Consider the following 11,037-nt stretch of genomic DNA (forward strand, 5'->3'; position numbering starts at 1 on the left):
GTCTGGCCCCATGGAAACCGTTGCGTGGTCGCGGCCGGAGGCCGAACGTGCAGGGACGCCGTTGCTGCTCATGCTGCATGGCTATGGCTCGGACGAGGCCCGCATGGCCGCCATGTTCGGCGCCATGCCAGCGGGGTTCACGTGCGCCGCACCGAGGGCACCGCGTGACATTGGCGGGGACCGCGGCTGGTTCCTGCTGGACTATTTCCTGGCCAACGACTTCGCCGAGGTCGTGGGCGCCGCCTCCGCCCTGCTGGCCTGGCTGGACACCGCCATGGAAGCCCACAAATTCAGCAGCGTCTCACTGCTGGGCTACTCGCAGGGCATGGCCATGGCAACCACGCTCATGCGGCTGCGCCCGGAGATGTTCACCGTGGGTGTGGGGCTCTCCGGTTTCGCCCTGAAGAACGAATTGTTGGCCGCCATGGAACCGCTGCCGCGCCGCATCCCGTTCCTGTGGGCGCGCGACCCCGCGGACCTCGTCATCAACCCGGACGCCACGGCCTTCACGGAGGAATGGCTGGAGGCCAACACCGAGCTGTCCCACGCCCGGTACGACGGGCTGGGCCACAACACCCGCGCCGACGAGCTTTCCGACATCTCATCGTTCCTCACGGGCCACGTGCCCGGATCCTTCAGGCCGCGAGGGTAGGCACGCAGTGGCCAGGGCACCGGACGGCTTCGAGTTCACTGCCTCCCCAAACGGGGACGTCGCCGTCACCCACCATGGGCGCCTGGCCGCCACCCTGCGCGGTGCCGCAGCCAACAAATTCTTGGCCGATGCGGAAACCGGCGACCCCCAGCAGCTGATGGCCCGGGTGACCGGCAACTACCGCCGCGGCAACGAGCGCACAGCCAGAAACCACCCACGCAACAAGGCGCCGGGTCAACCGAATGGTTGATGGACTGTGCCGGGCATGTCCATACTGTGGAAGTAAACGCCCAACCGGGCCTGGACGAAAAGGAATTCCATGAAGAAGCTCTTTTATTCGGCATTCGCCTACATGGTCATCGGCGTGCTCTCGGGACTTTTCTACCGCGAATACACCAAGGCGGCCGACTTCCAGGGGTACACGCAGCTCTCCATCGTCCACACGCACCTGCTGACGCTCGGCTTCATTGTGCTGCTGATTGTCCTGATCCTGGAAAAGCTGTTCGCCCTTTCCGAATCAAAACTGTTCAACTGGTTCTTCTGGACGTACAACGCCGGCCTGGTGCTGACCGCCGCCATCATGGTGGTGCACGGGATGCTGCAGGTGGACGGTGCCAAGGACGTTTCCGCAGCCATTCCCGGGATTGCCGGACTGGGCCACATCTTCCTCAGTGCCGGCATGGTGTTGCTGTTCCTGGCCCTGCGCACCCGCCTGTTTGGCGCCTCCGCGAAGAACGACGCCGGAACTTCCGCCGCGCTCGCAGGCTAACCACCGCCGGGGCCGGGCAGGCGCGGGCGGTTTTCCCCTGAGTGAACCCCGGGCGCCAGGCCAGGCGGGGCGGCTACCCTTGAGGCAAGACAGGCAGGGGAAATCATGGCACGCAAGGACCTCAACCACGTGGGAATGCCCGCGGCTCCCGGCTTCGCCAAATCGGCGGAACCGGTGAACCCGGCCGTGCAAATCGCGGCCGGCGCAGCGTTCGACGAGAAGGGCCGGCCCGCGCCCGCCGTCCACAACATGCTGCTGCGGGCCGTGGAGGTGCAGCGCCCCCTGGTGTTGGCCAACCTGCGCCGGCTGCGCAAGCGCCACCCGAATGCCACCGCCTTTGAACTGAGCCAGCGGCTGGAGCGCGACTTCCTCTCCGGCATGGGCACCGGCGGCGCCGCCATCGGTGCCACCGCCATCATCCCCGGCGTGGGAACCATCGCCGCGCTGGGCATTTCGGCCGCCGCCACCGTCGTGTTCCTGGAGGCCACGGCCCTCTACGCCCAGTCCATTGCCGAGCTGCACGGGGTGCGGCTGCAGGACCCCGAAAGTGCCCAGGTCATGGTCATGGCGATCATTTTGGGGGACGAGGGCCTGGCCATGCTGCAGGGACTGACCGGGCACGCCCTCGGCACGGGGCGCACCCCCATGCAGGCATGGGGCAAAAGCGTAAGCAAGAGCGTTCCGCTGACTGCCATCAAGGGCATCGTGGCACCCATGCAGAAAATGTTCCTGAAGAAGATGGCCGCCAAGGGCAGCGCCTCAATCGTTGGCAGGGCCCTGCCGTTCGGTATCGGCGCGGCCGTGGGCGGCGTGGGCAACTACATGATGGGCCGTGCCGTGATTGCCTCGGCCCAGCGCGCCTTCGGCCCCGCGCCGATGGAAATTCCGCCGCTGCTGTTGGCCGAGCTTGAAGCCACGCGGCGGGTGCCCAAGGCCCCGAAGCCGCCCAAGGTGCCGAAGGCGCTCAGGGGCCGGACACCGAATCCCGTGCCCCAGATACCGCCCGTCCCGCGCCAGCCCAACTGAGACTGCAGCTCATGACGTTTTGGCTGAGGCAGAGCGTCATGTGCTGCAGTCTCGGCGAGCCGGCCTAGCCGAAAACGAGCGTCGCGACGGTGAAGATGGCCAGTCCCGCCAGGGATCCAACCACTGTGCCGTTGATGCGGATGAACTGCAGGTCCTTGCCCACCTGGAGTTCGATCTTCTGGCTGGTCTCCTCGGCGTCCCAACGCTCCACGGTGTCGGTGATGAGCGAGGTGATCTCGTGCTTGTACGTGCCAACGAGGTACGCGGCGGCATCCGAGATCCACTTGTTGGCCTTGGCCCCCAGCTCGGCGTCGGAGACCAGGCGCTGGCCGAATTCCTGCACGGCACCAACAAACTTCACGCGCAGCTCCGAGTTGGGGTCCTCCACGGCGTCGTTGAGGGCCGATTTCAGCGTCTCCCAGGTGCGCCCGGCCAGTTCGCGGACCTCGGGATCGCCCAGCACCTGCGCCTTGATGGATTCGGCCTTGGCAATCATGGCGGGGTCGTGCTGGAGTTCCTGGGCCAGGTCCTTCAAGTATTCATCGAGTTTCCGGCGGACCTCGTGGTCCGGGTTGTCGCGCACCGCCACGGCAAATTTGTAGATTTCGGTGTAGATCTTGTCGCCCACCAGGCCGTCCACGAACTGCGGCACCCAGCTGGGGGAGCGGTCGGAGACCAGCCCTGAAATGGTGTTGTGGTTGGCGCGGATCCACGTGGTGGAACGGTCAACGAGCAGGTCCACCAGGGCATGGTGGTGGCCGTCGGCGAAGATCCGCTCGGCGAGCCGACCCACGGGCGGGCCCCACGGCGGCTCGAGCACATGCTTGCGCACCATGGCCTCGATGACGTCCTGGACGTCGTCGTCCTTGAGCACGGCCATGGCCCCGCGGATAGCGGCTGCGCCCTCGCTTGCCACGCGCTCGGCACTCTCCGGTTTGGACAGCCAGCCACCGAGCTTCTGCGCGATCTGCGTGCTGGCCAGCTTGGCCGACACCACGTCCTCCGACAGGAAATTGGTCTCCACGAATTCGGCCAGCGAGGAGCCGATCTCGTCCTTGCGGTTGGGGATGATGGCAGTGTGCGGGATCTTGATGCCCATGGGGTGCTTGAACAGCGCCGTCACGGCAAACCAGTCGGCCAGGGCGCCCACCATGCCGCCCTCGGCCGCGGCGCGGACGTAGGCCAGCCACGGGTAGTGCTCCTGCAGGGCAAAGGCCACGCAGAACACCACGGCCATGAACACCAGCAGGCCCAGCGCAATGTTCTTCATCCGCCGCAGGGCCGCAGCCTTTTGCACATCGGATGCCGAAGCCGGTTTTGCCGTTGCGGGGCCAAGCTGTTGTGTTTGAGCCATGATGCAAGCGTAGCGTGGTGCCATGAACGTTCAGATCTACGCCCACCGAGGCTCCAGCGCCGCCTTCGCCGAGCACACCCGCGCCGCCTATTTGCAGGCCATTGACGACGGCGCCGACGGGGTCGAGTGCGACCTCCACCTCACGGCGGACGGCCACCTGGTCCTGCTCCACGACGACGACGTGGACCGCACCTCTGACGGCACCGGCGCCGTCGCGGAGCTGACCCTGGCGCAGCTGCGGGGGCTGGACTTCGCCTCCTGGCACGGCGCGCCCATTCCGCCCGGATACGGCACAATCCCCGAACAGCTGCTCACGCTGCCCGAGCTTTTGGACGTGCTGGCCGGCGCAGGCCGCCCCCTGGGCCTGGCCATCGAGTTCAAGTACGGGGCAGACTTTGACCCGGGGCTGGTCGACGCCGCCCTGGACACGCTGCGCCTGCGCGGCTGGGACCCGGAGACGTCCGTGGCCGGCAACACCAGCGTCTCGTTCATGAGCTTCCACCCCGGGGCCGTCCAGTATTTGGCCGAGCATGTCCCGGCGGCCGTGCTCTGCCAGCTCCTGGAGGAGGTGGACGTCGCGGAGGTGCGCGAAGAGCTCGACGTGGGTGCCGCCGTCGGGCATGCCGCAGCATTCCTGCTGCGCCGCGCCATGGCCGCCGGTGAGAAGCTGATTGACGACGGCGTGGCGCGCCTTGCCGGACCCGGCGTCGAGTACCTGCGGGCGAACCCGGGCAACGGGGAACGGTGGGTGCGGGCCGGCCGCACCCTGCGGGTGTGGACAGTGGATACGGCAGAAGACCTGGCGCTGTGCGTGGCCGCGGGTGTTGCCGAGGTGACCACAAACAGGCCGCGGGAGATCCGGGAATTGCTGGGGGCACCCCTTGACGGCGTGTGATTGCATGGAAGCATGGCATCGAGAATTGAAGATTATGCACTCCTTTCCGATCTGCACGCCGGCGCCCTGATCGGCCGGGACGGGAGCATCGACTGGCTCTGCTTCCCCCGTTTTGACTCGCCGGCGGTGTTCACGGCCCTGCTGGGCACCGAAGACCACGGCCGCTGGCTCATGGCACCCGCCCACCCGGAGGCGGCCGTTGAACGCCGCGCCTACATGGGCCGCACCTTTGTCCTGGAAACCTTGTGGAGGACGCCTGGCGGAACTGCCCGCATCACAGACTTCATGCCCGTGGGGGACCGGCGCGCCTCCATTGTGCGCCGCATCGACGGCCTGAGTGGAAGCGTCGAGTTCACCCAGGAGATCACCGTCCGCCCCGGCTACGGCAAGGTGCTGCCGTGGGTGCGGCGCGTGGATGAGGAGGACGGCTCAGAGGCCATTGTGGCCGTGGCCGGGCCGGACGCCATGGTGCTGCGAGGTGATGAGCTGCCCGAGTCCAGCGACCACCGGCACACCGGAAAATTCACTGTGGCCGCAGGGGAGCGGGTGCAGCAGGAGCTCATTTGGTACCCGTCGCACCGCCCGGTTCCGCCGCCCATCGACATTGACCGCGCGCTGACGCAAACCGCCGCGTACTGGGACCGCTGGGCCGAGCGCTACAACCAGGACGGCAAGTACGCCTCCATTGTGGAGCGCTCCCTGCTGGTGCTGCGCGCGCTGACCCACGGGGACACCGGCGGCATTGTTGCGGCCCCCACCACCTCGCTGCCCGAGGATTTCGGCGGCGCCCGGAACTGGGACTACAGGTTCTGCTGGCTGCGGGATGCGGCCCTGACCCTGGAGGCCATGCTGACCCACGGCTACGCGGACGAGGCGCTGAAGTGGCGGGACTGGCTACTGCGTGCCGTGGCCGGGGATCCCGAGGACCTGCAAATCATGTATGGGCTCTCCGGTGAACGGGACCTCAGCGAGGGGGAGCTGGGGCACCTGCCCGGCTACGAGGGTGCCCTGCCGGTGCGGATCGGAAACGGCGCCGTGGGCCAGTACCAGGCCGACGTTGTGGGCGAGGTGCTCGTGGCATTGGAGAAGCTGCGCCTGGGCGGCGGGCACGAGGACCATTTCTCCTGGCCATTGCAGCAGGCCATGCTGGGCTTTGTGGAAAAGCACCTGGCCGCCAAGGACCACGGCATCTGGGAGATGCGCGGCGAATTGCTCCACTTCACCCATTCACGCGTCATGATGTGGGCAGCGTTCGACTGCGGCGTGCGGGCCGTGCGCGACCACGGCCTGTCCGGGCCCGCGGAACGCTGGGAGGAACTCCGCGACGCACTGCGCGCCGAAATCATGGAGTACGGCTTCAACAAGGAGCTGAACTCCTTCACCCAGACCTACGGCGGGACTGCCACGGACGCGTCCCTGCTGGTCATCCCGCAGGTGGGCTTTGTGCCGTACACCTCCCCGGAGATGCTGGGAACTGTGGACGCCATGGAGCGGGAACTTCTGGACAGCCACGGCCTGATCCTTCGCTACCGCACGGAGAGTGGCCTGGACGGGCTGGAACCCGGCGAGCACCCGTTCCTGGCCTGCTCGTTCTGGCTGGTTGAACAGTACGCACACACGGGCCGGCGCAAGGATGCCGTGGCACTCATGGACAAGCTGGTGGGCCTGGCCAACGAGCTGGGGCTGCTCAGTGAGGAGTTCGACATGGAACAGGGCCGGATGGCCGGGAACTTCCCGCAGGCCTTCTCGCACCTGGCGCTGGTCCGTGCCGCCGACGCCCTGCACGGCACCGAGCACCTGAGCCTGTCCAGCGAGCCCATCGACACCCACACCATGCCCATCGTCGTCCCGCGGTGACGCAGTTGCGCCGTGCGCATGAAAGCATGGAGCCATGAAACTAAGGGACTCGCCGGCAGCCAGGATTGGCGCCTCAATCGCCATCGCCACCGGCCTGTACGGGGTGTCGTTTGGCGCGTTGTCAGTTGCGTCGGGGATGACGTTCTGGCAGACCATGGTGCTGAGCCTGCTGCTCTTCAGCGGCGGATCGCAATTTGCCTTCATTGGTGTCATCGCCGCCGGCGGCACGGGCGTCGCCGCCATGAGCGCCTCGGCGCTGCTGGGCATCCGCAACGGCGTCTACGGCATGCAGCTCAACGCGCTGCTGCGGCCCAAGGGCTGGCGCCGCTTTGCCGCCGCGCACGTCACGATCGACGAATCCACCGCCACAGCCACCGGCCAGAGCGACCCTGGCGAGCAGGCGCGCGGCTTCTGGGTTGCCGGGGTCGGCATATTCCTGTTGTGGAATATTATGACGGCCGTGGGCGCCGTCATTGGCGACGCCCTGGGCGACCCCAAGCAGTGGGGACTTGACGGGGCCGCCGTCGCCGCGTTCCTGGGCCTGCTGTGGCCGCGGATCAAGGCATTCCAGCCCGCCACCATCGCCGTGGTCTGTGCCGTGGTGACACTGCTGGCTGTGCCGTTCGTCCCGCCCGGCGTGCCCATCCTGGTCGCCGCGCTCGTGGCCGGGCTGATCGGGTGGTTCCGCAACGGAGCCACGCCGGAGCACGCCCCGGGCCACGTTGGCGACGGCATGGAGCCTGACATTGAGCCGTACAAGCACGACGCCGGCACGCGGCACCCGCAGCACGCGCCGGCCGGCGACGTGGACAAGTCCCGCCACGCCGCGGGCAAGGGGGAGACGAAATGAGCCTGTGGTGGTGGCTGCTGGTGGCCGTTGTGTTGTCTTACCTGACCAAGCTCTTGGGCTACCTGGTCCCGGCCAAGGTGTTGGCCAACCCGCGGATGAGCCGCGTGGCGGGGACCCTGACCATTGGGCTCCTGGCGTCCCTGACAGTGGTCAATGCCGCCGCGAGCGGCACGTCAGTGGTGCTGGATGCGCGGATCGGCGCCCTGCTCGCGGCGGGCATTGCCTTGTGGTTCAAGGCGCCGTTCCTGGTGGTGGTGATGGCCGGAGCGGCTGCGGCGGCCGGGCTACGGCTGTTGGGCTGGCCCTGAGCTGTCGCCCGGCTGCTGGGCGTACTGCGGGGAGTACTGCGGCTGCGCATACTGCTGCTGGAAGCCCTGGCCGTACTGCTGCATGTACATCTTCTGTTCGGGGGACATGTAGGCCGGGCCCAGGTACCGGGCGTCACCGTAGGACAGGATCGAGGCAAACACCACGGGGACAAACACCAGTCCCACGGTGTAGGCGGCATCCTTGCCAAAGGACTTGGCCAGGTCGTTCAGGGAGACGATTGCCCAGTAGACGCCTGCGTAGGGAATGAACTGCAGCCAGAAGCTGGACGCCGGGCGGCCCGAGATCTTCACAATGATCCAGGAGTTGTAGAACGGCACAAAGGCCGCCCACTTCGGGTGCCCGGCCTTGCTGAAGACCCCGGCCCAGGAGAACCCGCTGGCCAGCCAGACAACGGCAATGATGAGCGCGTAGATGCCCATGATCAAAAACATGAGGCCAAGGGCGGCGGCGGGGTCCATGGTGGATTCGCTGTAGGAGTCGTAGTCGCCGGGGGCAAGAGGGCGCACGAGCGCCGGGAAGGAAAGGGGCATGGAAGAAACCATATCCCGGACGGGAAATCTCCCCCATGGGGTGAACTGCCCATAATGGATGAAGGCGCCGGGGCAACCGGCAGCAACCCGAGGAGACATTCATGATTGTGGCATTTTCAGTGGCCCCCAGCGGCACCCCCACGGACGCACCCGCGGGAACCGGCGACTCCGCCTCCGTCCACACCGCCGTTGCGGCAGCCGTGAAGATCGTGCGCGAATCGGGGCTGCCCAACCACACCGGCTCCATGTTCACCGAGATCGAGGGTGAGTGGGATGAGGTAATGGACGTGGTCAAGCGAGCCACCGAGGCCGTGGGCCGCTACGGATCCCGCGTCTCCCTGGTGCTCAAGGCAGACATCCGCCCCGGGCACACGGGTGAGATCAGCGGCAAAGTTGAGCGGCTGGAAGGCGCGCTGAACGCACAGGGTGAGTAGCCGGCGTCGTGCCTAAGCCCTGTTGCGCACCACACCCGCGGGCCTACGCTGGGGGCATGGTTGATCATCGGAGCCGGCCCGGCTGGGTTGAGGTGGAGGATTTTCTGTCGGAAACGCTCGTGCAGGGCGGGCCCGGCATGGACGCGGTGGTGGGCAGCATTGACGCCGCCGGAATGCCACGGATCGAGGTGGCGCCAACGGCCGGGAAGCTGCTCATGCTGTTGGCCCGGATCGGCGGCGCCCGGCGGGTCCTGGAGATTGGCACGCTGGCCGGCTTCAGCACCATCTGGCTGGCCCGCGGAATGCCAAGCGACGGCCACCTCATCACGTGCGAGTTTCTGCCCGAACATGCGGCCGTGGCCCGGAGGAACATTGATGCCGCGGGCTACGGCCCCATGGTGGACATCCGCGTTGGTGCCGCCCTGGACACCCTGCCCACGCTTCTTGGCGGGGACCCGTACGACCTCGTTTTCATCGACGCGGACAAGGGCAACAACACCGAATACCTCAAGTGGGCGCTGAAGCTGACGCGCCCGGGCAGCGTGGTCGTCATGGACAACGTGGTCTGGGAGGGCACCATCCTGGACCCCGGCTCCGACGTGGATGCCGCTGCCATCCGGGCTGCCCTGGAATTCATGGGCGCCAGCCCCGAGCTTGAGGCCACCGCCATCCAGACGGCCGGCTCCAAGGGCTGGGACGGCTTCGCCATCGCCGTGGTGAAGTAGCCGCCCGCGGGCTCGGCTACGCTGGCCGGATGGACATCAAGCTGCGCCCAGCAATTCCCGAGGACGCCGAGGCAGTCATGCGCATGCACCTGCAATGCCATGAGGAAGCCTACGGGCGGCACCTGCCGCCTGAGTTTTTCGCCATGCGCAGGGCAACCCTGCCTGGCCGGGTGGATAATTTCCGCGTCGCGCTGGCGGCCGGAGATATTCCCATGCTTGCATATGATGGCCTCGGCCTTGTGGGCGTCGCAGGTTCCGGCGCCGCCCGGGACGCCGACGCCCCCGTGGGCCTTGAGCTGCGCTGGATTTACACATTGGAACGCGTGCACGGCAGCGGCGCCGGCCAACTGCTGCTGGACGCCGTGATCGGCAGGGAGGCCGCCTATCTGTGGGTGCTCGAGGACAACCCCCGGGCCCAGGCTTTCTACGCCAGGAACGGTTTTGCCCTGGACGGCGCGGCCAAGGTGATGCCGCCGGAGTGGCACAGCCTGCCCGAGGTGCGCATGGTCCGTGAGTCCGTGCAGCAGCCCTCGACTACGCTTGCCAGGTGACTATTTCGCCGCTCCCGCCCCTTCGCCGCCGCTGCGGGAACTCCTGATGGGACGGCAGCGACCGCCCAAGAACGCGGCATCCGAACCGGAAGCACCCGCCAAGGGGCCCGTGGCCGGGACGTTCCGGACCGACACTGGCACGGCGGAACTGATCCCCGACGGCGACAACCCCAATGGCTGGCTGCTCATGCTCAACGGCGTGCAAAGCTCACACGTGGACCTGGCCGACCCCCTGCGCCTGGATTTTGAGTACATGCGCTGGATCATGGCCCTGGTCCAGGACCGCTGGGCCGCCGGGGAGAAGCTGCGCACCCTGAGCCTGGGCGGCGCCGCCTGCTCCATGCCCCGCTACCTGGTGGCCGCCTACCCGAACTCCCGCAACGTTGTGGTGGAGATCGACGGCGCGCTGGCCAGCTACGTCCGCGACTGGTTCGACCTCCCCCGGGCACCGCTGCTCAAGATCAGGGTGGGGGAGGCCCGCGAGGTCACGGAATCACTCACGGAAGCCAGCCGGGACCTGATCATCCGGGACGTGTTTGCCGGTTCCAAGACCCCGCATGCCCTCACGACAGCCGAATTCACTGCCGCGGCCCGCAAGGTGCTGGCGCCCGGCGGCGTCTATGTGGTCAATTGCGGGGACGCGCCGTCGCTGTCCACGGCCCGCCGGGAAGCGTCGACCATCGCGGCGGCTTTTGAGCACACCGTCATCATTGCCGATCCGCCCATGTTGAAGGGGCGCCGCTCGGGCAACATCATCATCGCTGGCAGCGACGTGCCATTGGGTGACGGCGCCAGCCTGCCGCGGACCCTGCTGGGCGGCGCCATGCCGGCCCAGTTGTGGGACGACGCCAAGGTCCGCCAGTTCGGCCGCAGCGCCCTCATCCTGACGGACGCCCAGCCGGACTGATATGTAGGAAGTTTTGTCAAGAGGCAGTGGTGAGCGGCTCCCATCTTTTTTGGTGGGGGCCGCTTTCTTAGGTGCTGTCCGGGTGTGGCGGTCGTGCTGGCGAGTCTTGGTTTCGACTGCAGTGTCAGACTGACCCTTCTATGGGCCCTGTCAACCC

General features: G+C 67.2%; 14 protein-coding genes. 12 read left to right on the plus strand and 2 right to left on the minus strand.

The window, feature by feature from the left end:
- Positions 1-10 precede the first annotated feature (10 nt).
- From PCK14_RS07560 to PCK14_RS07575, 4 genes are all read left to right on the plus strand, one after another.
- Positions 11-652, plus strand: a complete 642-nt coding sequence (locus PCK14_RS07560; RefSeq protein WP_269937842.1) for an alpha/beta hydrolase — start codon at positions 11-13, stop codon at positions 650-652.
- A gap of 7 nt (positions 653-659) precedes the next feature.
- Positions 660-902, plus strand: a complete 243-nt coding sequence (locus PCK14_RS07565; protein WP_269937843.1) for a hypothetical protein — start codon at positions 660-662, stop codon at positions 900-902.
- 69 nt (positions 903-971) lie between these two features.
- A complete protein-coding gene (locus PCK14_RS07570; protein WP_269937844.1) occupies positions 972-1,421 on the plus strand; it encodes a DUF2871 domain-containing protein in 450 nt (149 codons plus the stop codon).
- A gap of 105 nt (positions 1,422-1,526) precedes the next feature.
- Positions 1,527-2,447: a hypothetical protein gene (locus tag PCK14_RS07575; RefSeq protein ID WP_269937845.1), complete on the plus strand. Its 921-nt coding sequence runs from the start codon at positions 1,527-1,529 to the stop codon at positions 2,445-2,447.
- Positions 2,448-2,511: 64 nt separating this feature from the next.
- On the opposite strand, the gene PCK14_RS07580 is transcribed toward PCK14_RS07575, so the two are convergent.
- On the minus strand, positions 2,512-3,801 hold the full coding sequence (locus PCK14_RS07580) for a DUF445 domain-containing protein (RefSeq protein ID WP_269937846.1): 1,290 nt from the start codon (positions 3,799-3,801) through the stop codon (positions 2,512-2,514).
- 22 nt (positions 3,802-3,823) lie between these two features.
- Between PCK14_RS07580 and PCK14_RS07585 the strand changes: the two genes are divergently transcribed.
- Genes PCK14_RS07585 through PCK14_RS07600 form a run of 4 tightly spaced genes read left to right on the plus strand, consistent with a single transcriptional unit; the run spans position 3,824 to position 7,711 of the window.
- Positions 3,824-4,696: a glycerophosphodiester phosphodiesterase gene (locus PCK14_RS07585; protein WP_269937847.1), complete on the plus strand. Its 873-nt coding sequence runs from the start codon at positions 3,824-3,826 to the stop codon at positions 4,694-4,696.
- Positions 4,697-4,708: 12 nt separating this feature from the next.
- Complete coding sequence (locus tag PCK14_RS07590; RefSeq protein ID WP_269937848.1) at positions 4,709-6,553, plus strand: glycoside hydrolase family 15 protein; 1,845 nt, start codon at positions 4,709-4,711, stop codon at positions 6,551-6,553.
- 34 nt (positions 6,554-6,587) lie between these two features.
- Complete coding sequence (locus PCK14_RS07595; protein WP_269937849.1) at positions 6,588-7,403, plus strand: AzlC family ABC transporter permease; 816 nt, start codon at positions 6,588-6,590, stop codon at positions 7,401-7,403.
- Entirely contained in the window at positions 7,400-7,711 is a 312-nt protein-coding gene (locus PCK14_RS07600; RefSeq protein ID WP_269937850.1) for an AzlD domain-containing protein, read from the plus strand. Before PCK14_RS07595 ends, PCK14_RS07600 begins: the two co-directional genes overlap by 4 nt.
- Here PCK14_RS07600 and PCK14_RS07605 read toward each other — a convergent pair.
- On the minus strand, positions 7,688-8,263 hold the full coding sequence (locus tag PCK14_RS07605) for a DUF5684 domain-containing protein (protein ID WP_269937851.1): 576 nt from the start codon (positions 8,261-8,263) through the stop codon (positions 7,688-7,690). The genes PCK14_RS07600 and PCK14_RS07605 overlap by 24 nt on opposite strands.
- Positions 8,264-8,364: 101 nt before the next feature.
- On the opposite strand from PCK14_RS07605, the gene PCK14_RS07610 reads away from it, so the two are divergent.
- Genes PCK14_RS07610 through PCK14_RS07625 form a run of 4 tightly spaced genes read left to right on the plus strand, consistent with a single transcriptional unit; the run spans position 8,365 to position 10,880 of the window.
- Positions 8,365-8,697 carry a thiamine-binding protein gene (locus PCK14_RS07610; protein ID WP_269937852.1) on the plus strand — a complete coding sequence of 111 codons (333 nt, stop codon included), beginning with the start codon at positions 8,365-8,367 and terminating at the stop codon, positions 8,695-8,697.
- Positions 8,698-8,753: 56 nt separating this feature from the next.
- Positions 8,754-9,422, plus strand: a complete 669-nt coding sequence (locus tag PCK14_RS07615) for an O-methyltransferase (protein ID WP_269937853.1) — start codon at positions 8,754-8,756, stop codon at positions 9,420-9,422.
- 29 nt (positions 9,423-9,451) lie between these two features.
- Positions 9,452-9,973, plus strand: coding sequence for a GNAT family N-acetyltransferase (locus tag PCK14_RS07620; RefSeq protein ID WP_269937854.1), 522 nt, complete (start codon positions 9,452-9,454; stop codon positions 9,971-9,973).
- A 46-nt stretch (positions 9,974-10,019) separates the two neighbouring features.
- Positions 10,020-10,880, plus strand: coding sequence for a spermidine synthase (locus PCK14_RS07625; protein ID WP_269937855.1), 861 nt, complete (start codon positions 10,020-10,022; stop codon positions 10,878-10,880).
- Positions 10,881-11,037 lie beyond the last annotated feature (157 nt).

This window comes from Arthrobacter sp. HY1533 (genome assembly GCF_027568515.1).
GTDB lineage: Bacteria > Actinomycetota > Actinomycetes > Actinomycetales > Micrococcaceae > Specibacter.